Source organism: Gordonia sp. PvP123, assembly GCF_040547295.1.
GTDB lineage: Bacteria > Actinomycetota > Actinomycetes > Mycobacteriales > Mycobacteriaceae > Gordonia > Gordonia terrae.
The window spans coordinates 506132-529258 of the sequence record NZ_JBEPPN010000002.1 but is presented as its reverse complement, the minus strand read 5'-3'; the positions used below and the strand labels follow the sequence as shown (position 1 = coordinate 529258).

Here is a 23127-nt window from a genome sequence, read left to right as displayed (position 1 = left end):
CGAGCGAGTCGACGACGCGTAGCATCGTCAGGTGGTTCACCGATAGTCTCCACAAGAGACGACGCGTGGCAGAGAACCCGGCACCTTCAGGGAATTGAGGCGAGATACCGCTGTGAGCAGCAGTTCGATTTCAGACTTCGGACAGAACACGTGGCTGGTCGAGGAAATGTACCAGCAGTACAAAGAAGACCCGAACTCGGTCGACCCGAGTTGGCACGAACTACTGAAGAACTACGAGCCCGGCGACAACGGCGGCTCCGCCGCGGCCGCCTCCCCGCCCTCGAATTCCGCAAAGCGCTCCGCCACAACGACTTCCACCACCTCCTCGTCCTCGAGTTCGTCGACCAACGGGTCCGCGCGCAGCGCGTCCGCACCGGCCGCGGAGGCCGCACCGCGCAAGCAGGTCACCCTGGATCAGACGCCCGCCCGCACCGCGCCGCGCAAGCCCGCCCCCGCCAAGGAGTCCACCGCGACGAAGGCCGCATCGGGCCACAGCGTCGCCAGTCGCGACGGTTCGGCGCGATCGCAGCCCAAGCCCACCAAGCCGGAAGCAGGCAAGGCGAGCGCGTCCGAAGGCCAGAAGTCCGAGAACGCCGATGGCAACAAGGTGCTGCGCGGTCCCGCCGCGGCCATCGCGAAGAACATGGCGCTGTCGTTGGAGATCCCGACGGCCACCAGCGTCCGGGCCGTGCCCGCCAAGGCGATGATCGACAACCGGATCGTCGTCAACAACCACCTCGCGCGTACCCGCGGCGGCAAGATCAGCTTCACCCACATCCTGGGTTACGCGATCGTTCAGGCCATCAAGGCGTTCCCGAACATGAACCGGCACTTCGCCGAGATCGACGGGAAGCCCAACGTCGTCACGCCGGCACACACCAACCTGGGTCTGGCCATCGACCTGGTCGGCAAGGACGGCAACCGCACGCTGGTCGTCGCCGCGATCAAGCAGTGCGAGACGATGGGTTTCGCCGAGTTCTACACCGCCTACCAGGACATCGTCCGCCGGGCCCGCGACGGCAAGCTCGGCGCCGACGACTTCTCCGGGGTCACCATCTCGCTGACCAACCCGGGCACCATCGGCACCGTGCACTCGGTCCCCCGCCTGATGAAGGGCCAGGGCGCCATCATCGGTGCCGGCGCGATGGAGTACCCGGCCGAGTTCCAGGGCGCGAGCGAGGAGCAGATCGCCGAGCTCGGCGTCGGCAAGCTCATGACCCTCACGTCGACCTACGATCACCGGATCATCCAGGGCGCGGAGTCGGGCGACTTCCTGCGCACGATCCACGAACTCCTGATCGACGACGCGTTCTACGACGAGATCTTCACCGCGTTCCACGTGCCGTACGAGCCGATCCGCTGGCGTCGCGACCTGCCCGCGGGCCTCGTCGACAAGAGCACCCGGGTCCTGGAGCTGATCGCGGCCTACCGCAGCCGCGGCCACCTGATGGCCGACATCGATCCGCTCATGATGGACAGCGACGCGCGCAGCAGCCATCCGGACCTCGACATCCAGAACTACGGCCTGACCCTCTGGGACCTCGACCGCAGCTTCAAGGTCGGCGGGTTCCACGGCCAGGAGAAGATGAAGCTCCGGGACGTGCTGTCGATCCTGCGCGACGCGTACTGCCGGCACGTCGGTGTCGAGTACACCCACATCCTCGAACCCGAGCAGCAGAAATGGCTGCAGGAACGGGTCGAGATCAAGCACGTCAAGCCGCCGGTCGGCGAGCAGAAGTACATCCTGAGCAAGCTCAACGCCGCCGAGGCGTTCGAGACGTTCCTGCAGACCAAGTACGTCGGGCAGAAGCGCTTCTCGCTCGAGGGCGCCGAGTCGGTCATCCCGATGATGGACGCGGTGATCGACCAGAGCGCCGAGCACAACCTCTCCGAGGTCGTCATCGGCATGCCGCACCGTGGCCGCCTGAACGTGCTCGCCAACATCGTCGGCAAGCCGTACTCGAAGATCTTCACGGAGTTCGAGGGCAACCTGAACCCGTCGCAGGCGCACGGGTCGGGCGACGTGAAGTACCACCTCGGTGCCGAGGGCAAGTACTACCAGATGTTCGGCGACAACGAGATCAACGTGTCGCTCACGGCCAACCCGAGCCACCTCGAGGCCGTCGACCCGGTTCTCGAGGGTCTGGTGCGCGCCAAGCAGGACCTCATGGACGACGACGATCGGTTTCCGATCCTGCCGCTCATGCTGCACGGCGACGCCGCGTTCGCCGGTCAGGGCGTGGTCGCCGAGACGCTCAACATGGCGATGCTGCCCGGCTACCGCACCGGCGGCACCGTGCACATCGTGGTGAACAACCAGGTCGGCTTCACCACCGCACCCGAGCACTCGCGGTCGACCGAATACTGCACCGACGTGGCGAAGATGATCGGTGCGCCGATCTTCCACGTCAACAGCGATGACCCCGAGGCCTGTGTCTGGGCCGCCAAGCTCGCCGTGGACTACCGCCAGGCCTACAACAAGGACGTCGTCATCGACCTCGTGTGCTTCCGCCGCCGCGGACACAACGAGGGCGACGACCCGTCGATGACGCAGCCGGCGATGTACGAGGTGATCGACACCAAGCGCGGCGTCCGCAAGAGCTACACCGAAGCCCTGATCGGCCGCGGCGACATCTCGACCAAGGAGGCCGAGGACGCACTGCGCGACTACCAGGGTCAGCTCGAGCGCGTCTTCAACGAGGTCAAGGAACTCGAGAAGTTCAGCGTCGAGCCGTCGCCGTCCGTCGAGTCCGACCAGACACTGCCGACGAAGCTGGTGACCGCGGTCGACAGCACGACGCTCGAGCTGATCGGCGACGCCTTCGTCAACGTGCCCGACGGCTTCACCCCGCACCCCCGCGTGAAGCCGGTCCTGGAGCGTCGTGCCGAGGCCGCACGCAAGGGCAACATCGATTGGGCGTTCGCCGAGTTGCTGGCGTTCGGGTCGCTGGTCATGGAGGGGCGCACAGTGCGTCTGTCCGGCCAGGATTCGCGTCGCGGTACCTTCACCCAGCGTCACTCGGTGCTCATCGACCGCAGCTCCGGCTCGGAGTACACCCCGCTCAACCATCTGCAGCCCGCCGACGAGGAGAGCAACGGCGGCCGGTTCATGGTCTACGACTCCCCGCTCTCGGAGTTCGCGGTCGTCGGCTTCGAATACGGCTACTCGGTCGGCAACCCGGACGCGCTCGTGGTCTGGGAAGCGCAGTTCGGCGACTTCGTCAACGGCGCGCAGTCCATCATCGACGAGTTCATCTCGTCGGGTGAGGCCAAGTGGGGCCAGCTCTCCGACGTCGTGCTGCTGCTGCCGCACGGTCACGAGGGGCAGGGACCCGACCACACCTCGGGCCGCATCGAGCGCTTCCTGCAGCTGTGTGCCGAGGGTTCGATGACGGTGGCCCTGCCGTCGACGCCGGCGAGCTACTTCCACCTGTTGCGCCGCCACGTCCTCGACGGCATCAGCCGCCCGCTGATCGTCTTCACCCCGAAGTCGATGCTGCGCAACAAGGCCGCGGTGAGCCCGGTCGAGGACTTCACCGACGACAAGTTCCGCTCGGTGATCGACGACCCGCACTTCGAGAAGGCCGACGCCGGGAGCGGAGCGAGCGGGTCGAATGACTCGAGCGCCGACCGCAGCAAGGTCAAGCGCGTCCTGCTGGTGAGCGGCAAGCTCTACTACGAGCTGGCCGCCCGCCGCGACAAGGAGAAGCGCGAGGACATCGCCGTCGTGCGCATCGAGCAGCTCTACCCGGTTCCGCACCGCCGGCTCCGCAAGACGCTCGAGCAGTACGGTAACGCGAGCGAATTCCGTTGGGTACAGGAAGAACCCGCCAACCAGGGCCCGTGGCCGTTCCTCGGCCTCTGGTTGCCCGAGGTGCTGCCGGACGTGCTCGGCGGACTGCGCCGGGTGTCGCGCCGTGCGATGTCCGCGCCGTCCTCGGGATCGAGCAAGGTCCACGCGGTCGAGCAGCAGGAGATCCTCGACGAGGCGTTCGGCGAGTAGGACGACCGTCGCACCGCGGCCACCAGCCCTTCGGGGTTGGTGGCCGCGGTCGTCGATGTCGTCATCTCAGCCGGGATTCGCAGATGTCCGCCGCGGCGGCGACGGACTTGCCAGGGGACGTCATCCTTCGCGCGAATGCAGCGGCCGCCGAACGGGTCTCGGCGGCGAGCACGGTTCGCAGGCCCGCGTGTGCATCCTCGTCGGTGAACGTCGACAGCCGGACGGTCGCCCCCACACCGAGCGCCCGGACCCGCTCGCCCCAGAAGGGCTGATCGGCGGTGACCGCGCAGACGAGGGTCGGGAGTCCGGCCCGCAGGCCGGCCGCGGTGGTCCCGGCGCCGCCGTGATGGACCGCGGCGACACACCGCGGTAGCACCGACGCGTGGTCGACGCCGGCGGTGTGGAAGACATCGGGGTCGTCGGGGTCGATGCCGGTCGCTTCTCCCATGGCGATGAGGCACCGCACCCCGTGCGCACGCGCAGCGGTACGCCAGCGTGCGACCAGCGTGTGCGGGTCGAGGATCGGCATGCTGCCGAAGGTGAGGAACAGCGGCGGCTCGCCGGCGTCCAGCCACTCGGCGAGTTCGGTTGTGTCCGCGCCGATCTCGGTGATGCCGGGCCGGCTCGACGCCGGGAGGTCGAAGAAGCCGACAAGGGGTCTGCGGTCGTCCCACTCGGCGGCGAGACCCGGCACCATCTCCGCGTCGTAGGCCTGGATCTGCGGGGTTCGGTCGGCGACCAGACGCCGCGGCAGCGGCCCGCGGCTCGGGCGGAGTCCGATCCGGCGCCGGAAGCGGTTCTCGTTCCAGCCGGTCGCGGCCCAGGTCAGCCGGTCGGCGACGCGCCAGGACCGGCGCTTGGCGGCCGGTGACCATCGTTCGGTGAGGCCGGGCACGGCACCGATGAGTCCGTTCTCCGACATCGGGCCGTATCGCAGCACGGTCAGCGGGACGCCCAGGTGTTCGGCCACCGCGATCACGCGGTCCTGGCACAGTGGCGCGGCGACGAGGAGACCGGTGCCGTGCAGCGGCGCCGACTCCGGGACGAACAGACGCTCGAGGTCGGCGTCGAGGGCGTCGAATCCGCCTCGGACGGTGCGCAGCGCGAATGCGATCCGCGCCAGCGGGTTACGACTCGAGCGCGCCGACCGCGCGCCATGCGACGACCATGCCGCATCGGAGTCGAGGCCGATCTCGTGGACGTCCCCGACCCCGGTGGCCCGCGCGAGGCCGGAGAGGTTCGGCGGGACGAGGACGCTGACGCGATGGCCGCGCGCCTGCAGTTCGAGGGCCAGACAGACCCCCGGCTGGATGTCGCCCCGACTGCCGTACAGGACGATCGAGATGTGGTGCGCCGTCACCAGAACCGGTGCCCGACCCGCCAGGCGGTCAGCTCGTCGGCGATCAGGGTGCGCAACCGCCCGGCGTCGCCGAAGTGGTCGGGGTCGATGCCGAAGAAGGTGAGGGTGACCGTGTCGCCGTAGGTGACCGCCCAGGCGGCGATCGCCGGACCGCGTACCCGCCGCTCCTGCGCGGGCATGCCCTGCATGACCGCTCGGATGGCGAACCGGGACGCGGTGCGGCCGCCGATGCGCAACGCCGACTCCGGGGTCGTCCCCAGGTTCGACACGGTCGTGTCGGGTCCCGGGATCGCGCGCATCAGCCGGCCGATGAGTCGCCGCGGCAACATGCGAACGATCGGCTGGAGGTTGTCGGCTGCCTGATCGCCACCGGACTCGGCGTACTCGACGAAGGCCCGCTTGCTCGACGACCGGATGGTGGTGAGGTCGGAGCCCGGTTCGACGGGATCGGCGATCCGGACCCACACCCCGCCCGATGCGTTGGCGCGGTGGTCGTCGTCGCCGTCTCTCGTGCTGACCGCGATGCACACCGTCATCGGGCCGTCGAGCGGACGACCCGAACGGTGCACGATCCCGGCCAGGAGCGCAGTGAACAACGAGTTTCCGGTGCCGCCGTGTTCCGCGGCGCGCGCGGCCCAATCGGTCGCCGAGACGTCGACCGTCGCCAGCGTCGTGTCCGGGTCGGACCCTGGTGGGACCCGCCTCGGGGTTGTTCGTGCGGACCGCGGATCGGCCTGGTCGTCGCCGGAGCGGGCAGACCGCGCCGCCCGGGCCTCGCGGAGCAGAATCCCCACGGATCGCGCGGCGGCCCGTATCGACAGCGCGGCGTCGGCGGCATCGGCGCGCACGGCGTCCCAGGAGCGTCCGCTGCCGGTCGTGGGAAGGCTCGCGGTCCGCCCTGCCGCCGCGTCGGCCACCAGCCGGTACAGACCGTGGCCGTCGGTGATCATGTGGGAGGCGAGCAACGACACCGCACGGCCGCCGCCGGTGATCCGCGCCGAGTCGAGCTGCCATCCGGACCCGTGCACGGGATCGAGACGACTCGCGCGGAGCACCGAATCGGCCCATTCCCCGACCCTGTCGGCGTCGACGACCTCCACCCGCCCGGCCTGCGCCGGATGCGGCGACCGAACCCAGCGGTGGCGGGCGAACGGGACCCGACGGCGGGACACGGCACGGTGCAGCGGTCCGGCCGCGAGGCCGGCCCGCAGCGAGTCGATCGCCTCATCCCCCGGATCGTCGTCGAAGACCCACGTGATCTGGATCGGGGCACCCATCCCGAACAGTTCCGCCACGAGCAGATAGGACTCGTCGGGGCCCGTCACGCGAAGCACCTGGGCGGGTGGGATGTCGGTCACCGTTGCAGTCATGTGTTCTCCTCGGTATCACCGGGTTCAATGGGTCACCAGATCTCGTGGGGCAGCCCCCACGCCGTCAGTTCACGGTCGAGCAGGTCCGCGACGACGGCGTCGGAGGAGAAACTCGACTCGTCGCAACCGAGCACGGTGAACGTCACCTGGTCCCGCGTGCGGACGAGCCACGACTGGACCCCGTCGCCGAATCGCTGTCCCGCCGAGGCGTCGACGCCCTGCGCCATTCCCCGGAAGGCGATCTTGCGCGCCGGCCTGCCGCCCAGCACCGTCGCCGCGGGCGGCACGTCACCGAGGTTGGAGATCACCGCGTCGGGAATCCCGTTGCCGGCGCTGACGATCTTGACGATCACGGCCGGCGGGAGGAACCAGGCCAGTGGTCGCAGATGGATGTGCGGGGCCCGCCGGCCCTCGGACAGGCGGACGAAGGCCGCCTTGCACGCGGACCTGATGCCGCCGAGGTCGCCGCCGGCGACCGGCTCGTCGGTCAGGTACACCGACACGCCCGCGATCGGATTGGACCTGGTGTCCGCCTCGCTCTCGCGGCGGTCCACCGGAACCCCGACCTTGATCGGATTCGGCAGCGGTGCATGGCCACTCGAGCGCAACAGGCCGCTGACCACGGCGATGAAGAGGGTGTTGGCGGTGCCGTCGTGTTCGGCGGCGACCCGGTCGAAGTCCGCCGCCGGCACGGTTGCGGTGGCCCAGGTGAACTCGGCGGCGGGCGACCGTTCGGCGATCGGGGGCCGGGCCGGGCGCGGGTCGGGTTCGGGGCCGCCGGCCTTGCGCTGTTCGAGTGCCGCCCGGGCGAGTCCGGCGACGACCGCCACGACCTGCGACCCGGCATCCACGACATCGCCGGCCCGCCGGCGACGCCACGAGACCGACGGGAGGGTCGGCTCGTCGGCCGCCGCGGCCCCGGGACCGGACGCGGGGTCCAGCGGCACCGCTGAGGCCTCGGCGGCCTCGGTTGCGGCCGCGAGCATGCCACGACCGTCGGTGACCACGTGCAGGGCGCACAGGGAGACCACGGTGCCGCCGTCCGCGGTGGGGACCGACCGCAATCGCCAGCACCGCCCACCTTCGGCATCGAGAGGAACAGCGGACATCTCGGCGGTCGCCCACTCGTCGATCTCCGTCTCCGACACCGGCTCGCTGTCGGCTGCCAGTCCGGGTGCGTCGGGCGCCTCGACCCAGCGCGGACGCGCCCCGCGGACATCCGGCACGACGAGCATGCGGTTCAGCCGACCGCGCGCCAGTGCCGCGTTCATCGCGGTGAGTGCCTCGATCGAGACCTCCTCGTCGAACACCCAGACCAGCTGGAGCACGACCGACCAGCCGAGTGCCGGTGTGACGAACCAGAACGGGGCGTCTTCCGACGTCAGCCGGTCGCCACGGATCGCCGACCCCTCGGCGCGTACGCGTGTCGCGAGGCCACGCACGCCCCGCTCTGCCCCGGCCGCCCGCTCGCCCTCGGGTCGTCCTCCCGCGTGCGACTGCATCGTCGTCATACGTCCACCTTCGTTCCGCTACGCGTCTGCGGTCCCCGCGAACACGGTTCCCTCGTGCATGAGCTTGTCACCGAACTCTCGACCGCGTGCACGGCGTCCACCAGCGCCGCGTCCTCGCTCACCAGGACCGTCGTCAGTCGCGCGGCCCGATCGGCGACCGCGGGGTCGAGCATCGCCGCGACGGCATCGCACAGCCGATCCACGTCCAGGTCACGTCCCACACGGGCCATCGGCATCGACACGCCGACACCCAGCCGTTCGAGTTCGGCACCCCAGAACGGCTGATCCGCGCCGTACCAGCAGATCACCGACGGCCGGCCGGCGTGCAGCACGGCCGCGGTGGTCCCGGCGCCCCCGTGGTGGACCACGACCGCGCACCGGCCGAAGACCGTGCGGTGGTCGACCTGGGTCTCGACCCGCACCGCGTCGGACTCCACACCGCTGCGCACCTCGGCGCTCAGTTCGGTCCAGCCGGCACAGACCAGAATCCGACGACCGAGCCGGCGGCCGAGCTCTGCGACGGCGCGCAGGATGCTCTCCTCTCCCCGCAACGGCATGCTGCCGAAACCCACGTAGACCGGGGCGTCGCCGGCGTCGAGCCAGGACGCGAGTGCGTCGGAGCCGGTGACCGGACAGTCCCCGGGCAACCCGAGAAACCCCACCGTCGGTCGCGGGCGAGCCGTCGAGTCGGCGACCCACAACCGATCGTGCGGTCCGGACCGGTCGTCGGGCACTCCGAACAACGGGTCGTAGGCCTGCAACTCCCGACCCGCCGCCGCCCGCAGTCGAGCGGAGTAGGGCTCTGACGTCCCGGTCGAACCCAGTGCGGCGCGGAGGCGACGCTCCCGTCGCCTGGTGAGCAGCCCGAAAACGGCGTCGTAGGCGACCCATTGCGCACGGACGGCACGGGGGCCGCCCGGAAGCCGGCCGGGAACAGGGCCGACCCGGTGGTTGCGGCGTACGGGGGCGTGGTGGATCGATACCAACGGGACACCGGCCGATTCGGCGAAGGCGAGCGCGGGCTGCTCGGTGATCAACCCGGTCACGATGACGTCCGCTCCGTCGACGACCGCTGCCATGTCGGTGACGAGGTGGTCCCATCCGGCGTTTCGCAGCGACAGCAGGACGCGCAGACGTCGCAGCGGGTGACGCCCAGCCTGAGCGCGGGCCCGTGCCACCATCTCGAGGTGGGCACGCGTGTCCTGGCCGAGCGGCACGACCTCCGGCCGCACGGCGCCGTCCGCCCAGGTCCGGGCGGACCGGACCATGTTGGGCGGCACCGCGAGACGCACATCGTGGCCACGGAGTGCGAGCGCCCTCGCCAGCACCGATGCCGGTTGGACGTCCCCGCGGGTTCCGTTGATGACGAACGAGATCCTCATGACACCGTCCCGGTGATCCGCGTCTCGGGCCGCGCGCCGCGGCGACCGGTCGTGTTTAGAATCGGTCGCCCATCCGACCACACCGACACGCGAGGGGTTCGACGTTGAGGTTCGTGATCGCGGTCAACGGCAGCCGCGGCGATGTCCAGCCGGCCGTCGCCCTCGCCGCCGAACTCCTGGGACGCGGCCACGGGGTGACCCTCGCCGCGCCACCCGATCTGGTCGGATTCGGCAGCGGCGCAGGCATTCCCACCGAGGCCTACGGTGCGAGCACGCGCGACCTGCTGGCCTCGGATCTGGTACGCGAGGACATGCGGTCCAAGAACCCGCGCACCCGGTTGCGCGCGGTGTCGGCCATGTCGGTGCGCGGCGGCCGAGTGATGCAGCAACGCCTGCTCGAACTCGCCGACGGGGCGGATGCGCTCGTCGCGAGCAGCGCGGGTCAGGAACGCGCCCACAATGTCTCGGCGGTCCTCGGGATCCCCCACATCCCGCTGCACTACTGCCCCATTCGACGCAACGGCTCGGTGTCCCTGCTCGCCCACCTCGGCATCGATGCGCCGGCGGCGATCAATGACCTGAGCTGGCGGGTCGCCGAGCGAGCCCTCTGGCTCGCCACCCGCTCGGCCGAGAACACCCTGCGATCCGACCTGGGGTTGTCCCCCCTGACCCGCCCCTACGCCGAACTCATCTCCCGCACCGGGGTTCCCGAGATCCAGGCCTATGATCCGGCCCTCTTCGAGAGCCTCACGACGCAGTGGGGCCGGCGTCGGCCGCTGGTCGGATTCTTCACTCTCGCCGCACCGCAACGAGCCGGGGTGGGTGATGCCGGACTCGATGACGAGTCGGGACCGGGAAGCCTCGCCGACTGGCTCGACGCCGGCGACGCCCCGGTGTACGTCGGCTTCGGCAGCATGTTGCCGGCCGACCCCGACGGCCTGGCCGACGCATTCCGAACCGCGGCGCGGCGGCTCGGGATCAGGTTGCTGGTGTCGGGCGGTTGGAGCGGTTTCATGTCGAGCGAATCCGTCTCGGACGCATCGACATCCGGGGACGCCGTGCGCGTGGTCGGGCACGTCGATCACGACGCCGTACTGCCGCGGTGCCGTGCCGCGGTCCATCACGGCGGCGCCGGGTCGGTGGCGGCGGGCCTGCGCGCCGGACTGCCCACCCTGGTCACCTGGGTCGGAGCCGATCAGCCGATCTGGGGACGGGCCCTGAGCAGCGCGCGGGTGGGCGCCACGTTGCCGATGGCGCGAGTGACCGCGGAGTCGCTGACTCGGACACTCGACCGAATCCTGGACGCGGACACGCGTGGGCGATCCGACCATCTCCGCGACCGGCTCATACCCCCTGCCGAGGCCATACGGTCGGCGGCCGACATCGTCGAACAGACGGTCTCGACGCCGGCCACGCGTCGGCGCGCCGGCTGATCCCGGGGCGGGCGGACTCCCGCGATCACGGCAGGACACGATCGGAACCACCGCCCCGCAGCAGGTTTCGCGGATCGATCCGACCCGTCCGGGAGTCATAGGACCGCAGCACGACGAGACGCATCGCGTGCGCGACCGCGATCGCGGGCACATAGACCGCCGCCGCGCCGGCTGCCAGCCCGAAGCGCCGATGCAGCAGGAACGTTCGCGGGAGGAAGCTCATGTAGTGGACGAACGGCACCATGCCGGTCTCCATCCGACGCGGCGACACCCCGACGGTCAGCGAGCGGAGAAAGGCGTTGCGCCCGCCCGCGTCACCCACGCAGAGCCCCATGTCCACGTCTTCGAAGATGTTCCGGCGCATGCTGACCCGGTCCCGGATCGCCGCCCAGGTCGTGCGCCGCAGCACCATGTTCGAGCCGTAGAGCACCGGCACTTCGGTCACGGGCTTCTCGCGCCGCAACCGGTTCAGCGGGTGCAGGCGGGTCTTCCACCGGTCGAATCGTCCGGCCAGGGGCACGTCGTAGGCCTCCCCTCGCCCGCACAGTGCCGCCCAGTCCTCCCCGACGTCGGCGGCGAAGAACTCCACGATCGTGCTCGCCCAGTCCGGAGGCACCCGGGTGTCGGCGTCGATGCGGGCGACGAGATCTCCCGTCGCGGCATCGAGTCCGGAGTTCCGCGCGTACACCAGCCCCTGTCGGGCCTCGTCGATCACGCGGATCCACGGGTGAGTCGAACGCCAGGCGTCGATCACCGCACGGCTGCCGTCGGTCGAATTGTTGTCCACCACCACGATCTCGGTGATCCGGTCGGACTGTGCCGCCAACCGGGCGAGACACTCGCCGATCGTGTCCTCCTCGTTGTAGACCGGTACCACCACCGAGAAGGTGATCGGCGTGCTCATGGTGTCTGCTCCTCGCGCTGATCGATCGGTCATCGGCGCGGACACTCAGGTCCGCCGCATGTAGGTCCGCAGGGTCACCGGCACCACCACGGCGAGGACAGCCGCCGCGCCGAGAAGCGTGTAGACGATGTCGGTCCCCACGTTCTCGCCGGCGGCCAGTCCGCGCGCCGCCGTCACGAGATGTGAGACCGGGTTCGCCGACGCACAGGCCTGCATCCACCCGGGCATGGTGTCGACCGGGACGAGCGCGTTGGAGACGAAGGTGATCGGCATCAGCACGAGCATCGAGACACCCTGGACGGTCGACGCCTTGTCGAGCAGCACGCCGAGAAGCGCGAAGATCCAGCTCAACGAGAAAGCCACCACCACGATCAGGACGCACGCGACCGCGACACCCACAGGGCTCGCCGGCCGGTATCCCATGATCACCCCGACGCACACCGTGATGGCCGAGGCGACCACGTAGCGCAGGGTGTTCGCCATCAGCGCGCCGGCCAGTGGTGCGATGCGCGCGATCGGCAGCGACTTGAACCGGTCGAAGACCCCGCGATCGAGGTCCTCGCGCAACTGGACGCCGGTGACCACCGACGCCGCGACACACACCTGGACCAGTACCCCGGGGATCAGCAGCGGGAGATATCCCACGACGTTCCCGGCGATCGCCCCGCCGAAGATCGAAGAGAACATGACCGTGAACACGATGGGCAGGACGATGACGTCGAACAGCTGCTGCGGATTGTGTTTGATCTTCAGCAGACCCCGGTGCGTCATCGTGAGGGACTGCATCACCGCCGCGGTCGGCCGGACCCGGTCGGGGGGCTCGGGCGCGGGCTCGGCGGCAAGCGAGTTCGTGTGCAGCGAACCGGTGCTCATGCCCGCACTCCCGTCGAATCGATCTCCGCTGCAGCCGGTGCGGTTCGGGTGGGGTCGCCTCCGTCGGTCAGCGCGAAGAACACCTCGTCGAGGGTCGGCCGGACCACGTTGACCGACGTGAGTGCGAGCCCACGGGCGCGGAGAGCACCGAGGATGTCGGCGAGCGGGTCGATGTCGGCCATCGGCAGCACGAGGACCCCCTCGCGGCGAGCGATCGTCGGCTCCCCGCTCGAGGTGAACGGCGCGCACACCTGGGCCGCCGCCGTCAGATCGTCGGCGTCGGCGAGCTCGAGTCGCACACTCATGTCGCCGACGCCGGCCTTCAGGTCGTCCGCCGTCCCGTCGGCGACCACCCGGCCACGGTCCATGACCGCGATGTGATCGGCGAGTTCATCGGCCTCGTCGAGATATTGGGTGGTGAGCAGGACGGTCGATCCGCGCGCCACCATGTCGCGCACCGTCTGCCACATCTGTGCCCGCGTGCGGGGGTCGAGCCCGGTGGTGGGCTCGTCGAGGAAGAGCAGGCGCGGACGTGTGATCAGCGACGCCGCGAGGTCGAGGCGACGGCGCATACCGCCGGAGAAGTGCCCCACGCGCCGGGTCGCGACCGTGCCGAGACCGAACTCGTCCAGCAGTTCGTCGGCCCGGATGCGTGCCCGGCGGCGCGACGAGCCGATCAGTCGGCCGAAGATCATCAGGTTCTCGCGGGCGGTGAGATCCTCGTCGACGGAGGCGTATTGGCCGGTGACCCCGATGAGCGACCGGACCGCCGTCGCCTCCGCGACGACATCGTGCCCGAAGATGCGGGCGTCGCCGGAGTCCGGGCGCAGCAGCGTCGCCAGCATGCGCACGGTGGTGGTCTTACCCGCGCCGTTGGTTCCCAGCAGCGCGAAGACGCCGCCGGCGGGTACAACGAGATCGACCGCGTCGACGGCCCGTGCGCCGCCGAATTCCTTGGTCAGACCGCGGGCCTCGATGGCCGGGACGGTCGTGGACATGGCACCCCCGATGCGTGTGGTCGACTTCGGCCCCACGGTAGGTGAGCGTTCCGGGTGCCGCAACGGCACCGATCACGATATCCGGCGCTGCCCGACAACGTTTTTCGTCGACATGCCGTCTGACTACGCATTCCGGGGTGCAGCGACCCGAGCGCGGCGGCGGCTTGTCATCAGTTCTTTACATGAACGCAATCAGACTCGGCGCCGACCTCATGGAGCAATGGTCGTTCAGCGAAACATGCAGCCACACAATCAACTTCCCTGATTCTTCGGCCCGGCTCGTCGACGCCGACACTCCCCCTCGGTGATGAACGTCACGCGCCCGTGCCACTGCACGCGCCCGTCGCATGCACTTAGGCTCGCTACAGACACAGGCGGTGTCGACACGGCGCTCGGTCCCGGAGAGTTCCTCCGGAAGGCGTCGTCCGGGGCCGCGCGCATGCATCGTGGTATGCGCGATTCCTGTTGTCACAGATCAGAACTCATGGGCCGGGGGGCCATGCCGAGAACGGCATGGCATGGTGTCGCGGCCCGGGAACGGATGACCGACGCAATGGACCACCGCGCATGAAGTTCACCGAGCTGTCCGACTACCCCGTACCTGCCGGGACGGTGACGATCTGGACGCCGACCACACATACGGATCCCTCGGGCTGGCAACCGGATCCACGCCCGTTCACCTACGATCAGTCGGCGTCGATACAGCGATCGGCCAACGGCGCCTCGGACGAACACTCCTGGCTGGGAGCGATTTTCGAGATCGAGAACGATCTGGACGTCGAACGCTTCGACACCTGCCTGCGCCGGTGGCTCACGCGCCACGAAGCGCTTCACTCGACGTCCGACCCGACGAGCGCCGATGCGCGTCGCACCTACCGCGGCGCCCATCTCGGCGTCGATGCCGAGGTCGCCGGTGACTTCGACTCGGGGGACGATGTCCGCGAGTTCCTCATCGAGACCTTCGACGCCGGACTCGCGCCGACACGCTGGCCGCACTGCCTCGTGGCCACCATCGAGTCGTCGCGCGGCGTCACCGTCGCCTTCGCCGCCGACCACGTGATCATGGATGCGTACTCGATCCTGTTGAGCATGACCGAAATCCGTCGCCTGTACACCTCGTCCCGGATGGGCACCTTTACCGAGATGACCGCTGTCGGAAGTCATCTCGACTTCAGCGTCCACGACCGGGCGGTGGGGCTCGGCATGACCGCCGAGCATCCGGCCGTCACGCGATGGCGCACATTCCTGGACGACTCCGCGAACGCCCCGGGAATCGGCCTCCCGCTGGTCCGCCCACACCTGCAGACGCGGGACCTGGCGCGCACACCGCGGCAGCGCGGAATCTCCGAATACGTGGCAACCGACCGCCTGGCGACTTTCGTGAGCTCCGCGGCCCGAGCAGGCGGACACGGAACGCAGACGGCCGTGTTCGCCGCCCTCGCGGTCGCCCTGCGCACCCTCACCGGCCGCGACACGCTACGACTGACCATGCCGATGCACACACGATCGGAGGCCCGGTACGCGGGATCGGTGGGCTGGTATGTCGGGCTGGCTCCGCTCGAGATCGACCTCTCCGGCGCGGGCACCTTCGACGACGCCCTGGCCGCCACGGCGTCCGCGATCGACGCGGTCCGGCACCTGCCGTCGTTCCCCTACCAGCGCGTCGTCGAATTGCTGGGCGTCGGAGGAGAACCGGAGTTCGTCGTGTCGTATCTGGACATCCGTCACGTCGCCGGGGCGGACGAGTGGGATGCGGCCAGGGCGCAGATCCTGCGCGGCGGGTCGCGATCGGACCGGGAGGTCTACCTCTGGATCGCACGGGTGCCCGGCGGGATCACGGTGTCCGCACGACACCCCGGCCACGATCCGGCGGACGCGAGCATCCGTGACCTCATCACGACCTACTCGTCGATCCTGCAGGCGCTCGCGACCGAGGGCACCGCCCTGCCCCTGTCCTCCTACACCTGCGCGCCCTTCGCCGGCCCCGCCGCGATGGACGACGCCCGACCCGCATGATCGAGGAGGAAACCCGATGAGAATCACGGCGATGGGCAACTGGCGGCCGCAACCGGGAACAGCCGTGCGCTTCGATCCGACCGAGGTCTGCCGCGAAGCCGCCGCGAGCGCGGTCGTCCACGCGACACCCGTCACCTTCCTGGCCGAGAACCACGTGCGCGGTGCAGCGGTCGCCCGGGCCGCGGGGCGCACGCATCGCGGATACCTGGGATCGGGCACCGAGATCGACGGCGACCTCGACACCGCGGCACTGGGCACCGCCCTGACTCGCTTCGTACAGCGTCACGAGGTGCTGCGCACCTGGTTCGAATGCCACGACGGGGACGTCACCGCCCACCTCGTCGATCCCGCCGCCGTCGAATTCGAGGGGCAGGTCGACCGCCGACTGGAGACGGCCGACGATGTGCACCCGTACCTCATCGACCGGTTCGACCGCGAGACCTCCAGCGACGCCTTTCCCGGATTCGCCTTCGGAGCCATCAGCCGGCCCGGCGGTTTCGCCCTCTTCCTGGCGTGCGATCACGCCCTCTCCGACGGCGCGTCACAGGCCCTGGCGCTCGACGAGATCGCGCAGATCTATGCGGAACTGGTCGGAGGCGACGAGCCCGATCATGCGGTGCCCGCCGAGCCTGCTCCGGCCGCCGGGGGTTACTTCACCTACGCCGCGGCCGAGGCGGAGTCGACCGCGCAGCATCTGGCGGGTTCCCCCCAGACCCGGGCCTGGCAGGACATCTTCCGCAGGCACGACCTGCAGATGCCGCGGTTCCCCCTCGACCTGGGCCTGGCTCCGGGCGACACCGCACAGGTGACCGGTGTCGAGGTCTCGCTCCTCGACGGCGCCGGGATCACCGCCTTCGACGCCGCGTGCCGAGCAGCGGGCGGCCGTTTCATCGACGGCATCTACGCGGCCATCGCGATCACCGACCGAGAGCTGGCCGGCGCCGACGAGTACTACGGCATGACGGTGTTCAACACCCGCGCCGCTCTCGACGGGTATGCCACGTCGCAGGGGTGGTTCTGCACCTTCGCGCCGGTGGCGTTCGCCCTGGCCGGAGCGTCGACCTTCGCCGAGCTGATCCCGGCGGCCCACACGGCCCGCAGGCACGCGCGCGACCTCGCGACGGTGCCGGTGGCGGCCGCGCTCGCCGCCATCGCCGCCGCGGGCGCCACCCCGGATGCGATCATCACCGCCCCGAACCTGCTCTCCTACATCGATTTCCGATGGTTCCCCGGTGCGTCGCGGGAGGCCTTCCGGCGCGGTGCGCTGTTCACCGGGGAGGGCCGGACGGCCAACGCGTCGGCGTGGATCAACCGCGACCATGACGAGCTCTACCTGGGCAGCCAGATCCCGGGCACCCCGTTCGCGGAGTCCGTGGCGCGCCCCTACTACGACCATCTGCGCGCGGTCATCGCCGACATCGCGCGCGCCGGCGACCGGCAGATCCGTGGGCCGGCGGCGACATCAGGGCCATCCGACCCGGCCGCGGCCGCGGCCCTGCGCAGAGGAGCGTGAGGACGAGTGCACGTCACCACCATCGATCGCTACTGCCCGCCTGCGGGCGAGTTGTTGTCCTGGTCCGTGGACACCTCGACCGCCCGGTCCGAGATCTCCGATGTCCCACCGTCGTTCAACCAGACCGTGCACCTGGCCTCGGCCGGTGAGTCGAGCACCTGGCTGGCCGCCGCGTTCACCGTCCGCGGCCGGGTGGACCGCGCGGCGCTCGGGTCCGCCTACCACGCTCTCGTCGCGCGACACGGCACCCTGCGGTCGTCGTTCTCGGCCGGTCCGGAGGGGGTCCGGCGGCATTCCCACGACCCGGACGACCTCGTACTCCGCGCCGACACCGTGATCCACACGACCTCCGACACCGTTCTGCGCGAACGGCTTCGCGACACGCTCGATCGTGCGTGTCACCCCTTCGGCCATCCCGCGTACCTGTTCGCCGCGATCGACCGCGCCGACGCGTCGACGATCATCTGCGGCTTCGACCACTGCCACGTGGATGCCTACTCGATCTCCATCGTGATCGACGACCTGCATCGCCTGTATGAGGGATATCGCTGCCACGGAGCATCTTTCGATCCCGCGGAGACCGCGATGAGCGGGAGCTTCGTCGACTTCTGCGCCGCCGAGTCACAGGCGTCCACGGTCGCACCGACCGATCCCCGGATGCGCGCCTGGCTCCGCTTCTTCGACGACCGGGACGGCGCCCTGCCCACCTTTCCCCTGGACCTCGGGGTCGAACCCGGCGCCGTCGCGGCACAGGCCACCGAGGTGCGCACGCTGCTCGGGCCGGCGGCGACGGAGCTGTTCGCCGAGCTGTGCCGACGCAACGGCGCCAGCGTGTTCGGCGGAACCCTGGCCGCGATGGCCGACGCGGTACGACGCTGCGGCGGCGAACCCGAACTGCCGCTGCTGTTCCCGATGCACACACGTCGGGAAGAGAAGTGGCGCACTGCCATCGGGTGGTTCACCACCAATGCGCCACTACGGGTCGTGAGTACCGGTGACCTGATCGAGACGATCCGGCGCACCGGGCCCGAGCTGCGCCGGGCCGTGACGCTCGGCGAAGTACCCGTTCCGCAGGTCATCGAGGCGATGGGCGGACTGCGCCGCACCCGGTCGGACATCTTCATGGTGTCCTACGTCGACTACCGGCTGCTCCCCGGCGCGGACCGCCATCGGGTCATCGACGCCCACCACATCTCGAACGCGACCACCGCCGACGATGCGCAGTTCTGGATCTCGCGCACCGGCGACGGGCTGGCGCTCCGCGCCCGGCACCCCGACACGCTGACCGCCCACCGCACCATCCGCGCGTTCACCGACGAACTGATCCGGACCTTGCGCACCGGCGTCGACCTCGCGGACGCCGACGGCATCGAACCCGGCGGCGGGTCCGACACCGCGCGGGTCGTCGGCCTCTGAACCCCTACCCGATGGTCGCCGCCGCGAGGGCCGGCAGCGCGGCGGTGATCAGGGCGAGCAGTTCGTCCCGGGTGATCGTCCCGGCATCGGGCGTCTCGGCGGTGAGCCAGCGGATCGTCGTCTCCTCGACGAAGGCGATCCAGCCGTGCACGCTCATCACCACGACCGGGGTCACCTCGACCCCGAAAACCGGCGCGTGGTCGAGCACCCGGGCGACCATCACCTCTCGGGTCCGGTCGAAGACCTCCCGCATCGCCGCGTCGGAGCTGGAGGCACCACGGATCAACGCGGTGTAGGCGGTGCGGTTCTCGCTCACGTAGTCGACGAACGCGGCCATCGAGGCCGAGAGGATCGCTATCGGATCGCCCAGGGACGCATCGGGCTCGGTGCGGGCGAGCATCCGGTCCGCCTGCGCCTGCGCAATCGCGACGTGGAACTCCTGCTTGGAGGCGAAATAGTGGAACAGCAGCGCCCGGGACACCCCGGCGGCATCGGCGATCGCATCGATGGTGATCTCCTCGAGCGGCCGGTCCCCGACCATGGCGAGGCCGTATTCGATCAGCTGGTCGCGTCGCGCCTCGGGACTCATCCGCGTGCGCTTGTGCGGGGTGCGCCGGTCATCGCCCTCGGCGTCGATCGACTTGTCGTTGATCACCTTGGCGTTCACCCCTTTGGCGTTCACCCCTTTGGCGTTCACCACCGACACGGTTCACTTCCTCGTCCTCTGGCCACCCGGCCAGCCTACTCCTATTGAGTCTTGTTCAATAGCTATTGACACGTGTTCAGTACCACCCTATGGTGACACCATGACAACGAACGATGTAGAGATCGCCATCATCGGTGCCGGCTTCTCGGGTCTGGGCGCCGCGGTCCGCCTCAAGCAGAACGGCTTCGACGACTTCGTCCTCCTCGATCGCGGCCGCGACTTCGGCGGGACCTGGCGTGACAACACCTACCCCGGCGCTGCGTGCGACGTGCCCTCGCAGCTCTACTCCTTCTCGTTCGCGAAGAACCCCACCTGGTCGCGGTCGTACTCGCACCAGCCCGAGATCCACGACTACATCAACGGGGTCGCCGACAGGTTCGGCATCGCCGCCAAGGCCCGCTTCGGCACCGAGGTGACCCGGACCGAGTGGAACGAGGACGAGGGCCGGTGGATCATCGACACGCTGCAGGACGGGAAGACCGACCAGGTGCGCGCGCGGGTCCTCGTCGGCGGTGTCGGCCCGCTGTGTGAGCCCAACCTCCCGGACATCGAGGGCATCGAGTCCTTCGAGGGCAAGATCGTGCACTCCGCCCGCTGGGACAACGACCACGACTTCGGCGGCCAGCGCGTCGCGGTGATCGGTACCGGCGCATCGGCCATCCAGCTGGTCCCCGAGGTCGCCAAGGTCGCCGGCCGGCTGGACGTCTACCAGCGCACCGCACCGTGGATCGTCCCGCGCACCGAGCGGGCGTACAGCTCGGTCGAACACTGGGCCTACAAGAACGTCCCGGGTTACCAGTCCGCGGTCCGCGGCGGGATCTACGCCGCCAACGAGGTCGTCGCATTCGGCCTCACCTACTCGCCCAAGGCGCTCAAGCCCGTCGAGTTACTCTGCCGCGCCAACATCCTGCGCGGTATCGGCCGCGACGCCGAACTGCGCCGCAAGGCCACCCCGACGTTCCAGGTGGGCTGCAAGCGAATCCTGCGCTCCAACGACTGGTACCCGGCCCTCGCCCGACCCAACGTCGACCTCGTGACCGACGGCATCGACCGGATCACGCCGACCGGGATCGTGTCGCGGGACGGCACCGTGCGCGAGGTCGACGTGATCGTCGTCGCCACCGGATTCCACGTCACCGACTCCCCGGTGTTCGAGAAGATCATCGGCAAGGACGGCCGCAGCCTCGCGCAGGTGTGGAACGAGATCGGCATGCAGGGCTACAAGGGTTCGTTCGTCCACGGCTTCCCGAACATGATGCTGATGGTCGGTCCGTCGACCGGACTGGGCCACACCTCGATGGTGTACATGATCGAGTCGCAGCTCAACTACCTCGTCGACTACCTGAAAACCTCTCGTGCCCAGGGGATCACCCGGACCGAGGTGAAACTCTCCGCTCAGCAGGAGTTCAACGCCGGCATCCAGCACAAGTTGCGCAACAGCGTGTGGGTGAACGGCGGATGTGCCTCCTGGTACCAGGACGCCAATGGCAACATCACGACGCTGTGGCCCGGCTTCACCTTCGCCTTCCGGCAGACGACCCGGTCCTTCGACGTCGCCGCCTACGATGTGACCCGCGGCGCCCGGCGCCCCGTCGCACCTGCGGCACCGGCCGGTTCCGCCGCGGGCGAGGACGTCGCCGCGCCCGCCACCGCCAACGCCTGACCGACCGAACCCACCACAGGAGACAAGACATGAAGGACTTTCGCGGCAAGGTCGTCGTGATCACCGGGGCCGGTTCGGGAATGGGCCGTGACATCGCGGTCAAGCTGGCACGTCGCGGTGCGCGGCTGGCCATCTCCGATGTCACCCCCGACGGTCTGGCCGTCACCGAGAAGCTGGTGAAGGAGGCGGGCGCAGAGGTCCACTCGCAGCTGCTCAACGTCGCCGAGCGCGAAGCCGTGCTCACCTACGCCGACACCGTTGCCGAGCACTTCGGCGTGGTCAACGTCGTGTTCAACAACGCGGGTATCGCTCACCACGGCGAGATCGAGCGCACCGAGTTCAAGGACATCGAACGGGTGATGGACGTCGACTACTGGGGAGTCGTCAACGGCACCAAAGCGTTTCTGCCGCACCTGATCGCCTCCGGCGACGGGCACGTCGTGAACACGTCGTCGCTGTTCGGATTGCTCGCCGAACCGGGGCAGGCCGCCTACAACTCCGCGAAGTTCGCGGTGCGTGGGTTCACCGAGGCGCTGCGCCAGGAGATGATCGTCGCCAAGCATCCGGTGCAGGTGTCCTGTGTGCACCCCGGCGGCATCAAGACCGCGATCGCCCGCAACGCGACCGTGTCCGGCGACCACGACCAGAAGGCCACGGCCGCACTGTTCGATCGCTACCTCGCCCGTATGACGAGCGAGGACGCCGCGGACGTGATCATCGAGGGCGTGCGCAAGAACAAGGCGCGCATCCTGGTCGGCACCGACGCCAAGGTCCTCGATCTCGCAGTGCGCCTCGTCGCGTCGAAGTACCAGTGGGTGTCGGCGAAGCTGACCGGCTGGGCGCTGTCGAAGGCCGGCTGACACCAGCCGGGCGCACGGCGGCGCCGGGAGCGGAGCGAGCGGGCCGAAGAATCACGGCGACGCCGGGGCACCAACACGCGGTCGGGGCGTGTTGGCGTCCCGGCGCTGTCGTGTCTACAGGCCGTGTTCGCCCAGCCAGGCGAGGGCGACCTCGCGTGGGTCCGACCCGCCGTCGACCTCTGCGGACATGGTGGCGAGGTCGGCGGTGGTGATCTCACCTGCCACCTTGTTCATCGCCTTGACCTGGTCGCGGTTCAGCGCCGCGGACCGGAACACCGGTACGAGTACTTCCGCCCGCGGACCGGTCTGATCGGCCTGCTCGGCGCCCGCGGGCCGGGCGTCGGTGGCCGGGGTGCCGGGGCTGTCCGCGGTGTCGCCGCCCCCCTGCGACGTCCGGAGCGCCTGCACCTCCGATGACGTGCCGTCGGCGTCTTCCCCGGCGATCTCGAGCGGCGTCAGCAGGCCGACCGCCGTGCCGCCTGCCGCGCGGCGGAGCACGTCCTCGGAGGAAGCGACGAGTTCGACCGGACCGAACGCGCACCCCGCATCGGCGAAGGCCCGCATGGTGGCCGCGTCCGGTTGACCGAGAGCGGCGACCGGCAGGCCCGCGGGCAGCCGGGCACAGTCGGCGAGACCGGTGGCGCCGACGTCCCCGGCGAGGGTCGTCGACACGAAGATCTGTGGGGCCGCCGACACCGGAGTCTCGTCCCCCACCGAAACTCCCTGCGGCAGTGAGCGATTGAGGTCGCGGTAGACGGCTTCGGCGCCGATCGCGGACGACGACGGGGAGAGCATCGTCAGCAATTCCCCGGTGAAGCCCGGGAAGAGATCGAGTTCGGCTCGATCCATCTCGTCCAGCAGCGTCGGCATGTCCCCGCGGAGCTGGTCGTCGGACACCACCGAGCCCGCGTTGCGCAGCGCCCCCGCGTACACCTCGGCCATCACCCGCATCGCCGGTTCGTCCGACGATCCGATCACCAGCCCGCGCGGCGGGGTCGACGGGTCGTCGGCGCAGCCGGCGAGCACCACCGCCAGGACGACGAGGAGGCCGGCCACCGTGACGAGACGTTTGCGGACAAGACGTTCAGGCACCCCGCCACCGTATCTGCAGCGGAGCCT

At 69.7% G+C, this 23127-nt stretch carries 16 protein-coding genes; 7 read left to right on the top strand and 9 right to left on the bottom strand.

Annotated elements, in window-relative coordinates; translation table 11 throughout:
* The first annotated feature begins 166 nt into the window (after nucleotides 1-166).
* Nucleotides 167-4003: a multifunctional oxoglutarate decarboxylase/oxoglutarate dehydrogenase thiamine pyrophosphate-binding subunit/dihydrolipoyllysine-residue succinyltransferase subunit gene (locus tag ABIC25_RS05265; protein ID WP_248645571.1), complete on the top strand. Its 3837-nt coding sequence runs from the start codon at nucleotides 167-169 to the stop codon at nucleotides 4001-4003.
* A gap of 61 nt (nucleotides 4004-4064) precedes the next feature.
* On the opposite strand, the gene ABIC25_RS05260 is transcribed toward ABIC25_RS05265, so the two are convergent.
* Genes ABIC25_RS05260 through ABIC25_RS05245 form a run of 4 tightly spaced genes read right to left on the bottom strand, consistent with a single transcriptional unit; the run spans nucleotide 4065 to nucleotide 9626 of the window.
* The gene (locus ABIC25_RS05260; RefSeq protein ID WP_354560295.1) at nucleotides 4065-5363 is read right to left on the bottom strand and encodes a glycosyltransferase; all 1299 of its coding nucleotides are present in this window, start codon (nucleotides 5361-5363) and stop codon (nucleotides 4065-4067) included.
* The gene (locus tag ABIC25_RS05255; protein WP_354560294.1) at nucleotides 5360-6733 is read right to left on the bottom strand and encodes a hypothetical protein; all 1374 of its coding nucleotides are present in this window, start codon (nucleotides 6731-6733) and stop codon (nucleotides 5360-5362) included. The genes ABIC25_RS05260 and ABIC25_RS05255 overlap by 4 nt, the downstream gene beginning before the upstream one ends.
* Nucleotides 6734-6765: 32 nt before the next feature.
* A complete protein-coding gene (locus ABIC25_RS05250; RefSeq protein ID WP_354560293.1) occupies nucleotides 6766-8244 on the bottom strand; it encodes a hypothetical protein in 1479 nt (492 codons plus the stop codon).
* On the bottom strand, nucleotides 8241-9626 hold the full coding sequence (locus ABIC25_RS05245) for a glycosyltransferase (RefSeq protein ID WP_354560291.1): 1386 nt from the start codon (nucleotides 9624-9626) through the stop codon (nucleotides 8241-8243). Before ABIC25_RS05245 ends, ABIC25_RS05250 begins: the two co-directional genes overlap by 4 nt.
* 113 nt (nucleotides 9627-9739) lie before the next feature.
* Here ABIC25_RS05245 and ABIC25_RS05240 point away from each other — a divergent pair, with 113 nt between their 5' ends.
* Nucleotides 9740-11059, top strand: a complete 1320-nt coding sequence (locus ABIC25_RS05240) for a glycosyltransferase (protein ID WP_354560343.1) — start codon at nucleotides 9740-9742, stop codon at nucleotides 11057-11059.
* A gap of 25 nt (nucleotides 11060-11084) precedes the next feature.
* Here the strand turns inward: ABIC25_RS05240 and ABIC25_RS05235 are convergent, their stop codons facing one another.
* The 3 genes from ABIC25_RS05235 to ABIC25_RS05225 are packed head-to-tail and all read right to left on the bottom strand — an operon-like array spanning nucleotide 11085 to nucleotide 13834.
* Nucleotides 11085-11963, bottom strand: coding sequence for a glycosyltransferase family 2 protein (locus ABIC25_RS05235; RefSeq protein WP_354560290.1), 879 nt, complete (start codon nucleotides 11961-11963; stop codon nucleotides 11085-11087).
* 45 nt (nucleotides 11964-12008) lie between these two features.
* The gene (locus ABIC25_RS05230; protein WP_004021150.1) at nucleotides 12009-12836 is read right to left on the bottom strand and encodes an ABC transporter permease; all 828 of its coding nucleotides are present in this window, start codon (nucleotides 12834-12836) and stop codon (nucleotides 12009-12011) included.
* A complete protein-coding gene (locus ABIC25_RS05225) occupies nucleotides 12833-13834 on the bottom strand; it encodes a daunorubicin resistance protein DrrA family ABC transporter ATP-binding protein (RefSeq protein ID WP_004021151.1) in 1002 nt (333 codons plus the stop codon). The genes ABIC25_RS05230 and ABIC25_RS05225 overlap by 4 nt, the downstream gene beginning before the upstream one ends.
* A 567-nt stretch (nucleotides 13835-14401) precedes the next feature.
* On the opposite strand from ABIC25_RS05225, the gene ABIC25_RS05220 reads away from it, so the two are divergent.
* From ABIC25_RS05220 to ABIC25_RS05210, 3 genes are read left to right on the top strand one after another with little or no spacing between them, the layout of a single operon-like run.
* Nucleotides 14402-15850, top strand: a complete 1449-nt coding sequence (locus ABIC25_RS05220; RefSeq protein WP_354560288.1) for a condensation domain-containing protein — start codon at nucleotides 14402-14404, stop codon at nucleotides 15848-15850.
* Between the two features lie 16 nt (nucleotides 15851-15866).
* On the top strand, nucleotides 15867-17363 hold the full coding sequence (locus tag ABIC25_RS05215; protein ID WP_354560286.1) for a condensation domain-containing protein: 1497 nt from the start codon (nucleotides 15867-15869) through the stop codon (nucleotides 17361-17363).
* 6 nt (nucleotides 17364-17369) lie between these two features.
* Nucleotides 17370-18779: a condensation domain-containing protein gene (locus tag ABIC25_RS05210; protein WP_354560284.1), complete on the top strand. Its 1410-nt coding sequence runs from the start codon at nucleotides 17370-17372 to the stop codon at nucleotides 18777-18779.
* Nucleotides 18780-18783: 4 nt separating this feature from the next.
* Here ABIC25_RS05210 and ABIC25_RS05205 read toward each other — a convergent pair whose 3' ends face one another.
* Nucleotides 18784-19368, bottom strand: a complete 585-nt coding sequence (locus tag ABIC25_RS05205) for a TetR/AcrR family transcriptional regulator (protein WP_231896026.1) — start codon at nucleotides 19366-19368, stop codon at nucleotides 18784-18786.
* A gap of 217 nt (nucleotides 19369-19585) precedes the next feature.
* Between ABIC25_RS05205 and ABIC25_RS05200 the strand changes: the two genes are divergently transcribed.
* Nucleotides 19586-21148, top strand: a complete 1563-nt coding sequence (locus ABIC25_RS05200; protein ID WP_354560283.1) for a flavin-containing monooxygenase — start codon at nucleotides 19586-19588, stop codon at nucleotides 21146-21148.
* A 29-nt stretch (nucleotides 21149-21177) separates the two neighbouring features.
* Nucleotides 21178-22008, top strand: a complete 831-nt coding sequence (locus tag ABIC25_RS05195; RefSeq protein WP_101819014.1) for an SDR family NAD(P)-dependent oxidoreductase — start codon at nucleotides 21178-21180, stop codon at nucleotides 22006-22008.
* Nucleotides 22009-22122: 114 nt separating this feature from the next.
* Here ABIC25_RS05195 and ABIC25_RS05190 read toward each other — a convergent pair whose 3' ends face one another.
* Nucleotides 22123-23100, bottom strand: a complete 978-nt coding sequence (locus ABIC25_RS05190) for a type 2 periplasmic-binding domain-containing protein (protein ID WP_354560282.1) — start codon at nucleotides 23098-23100, stop codon at nucleotides 22123-22125.
* Nucleotides 23101-23127: the final 27 nt, after the last annotated feature.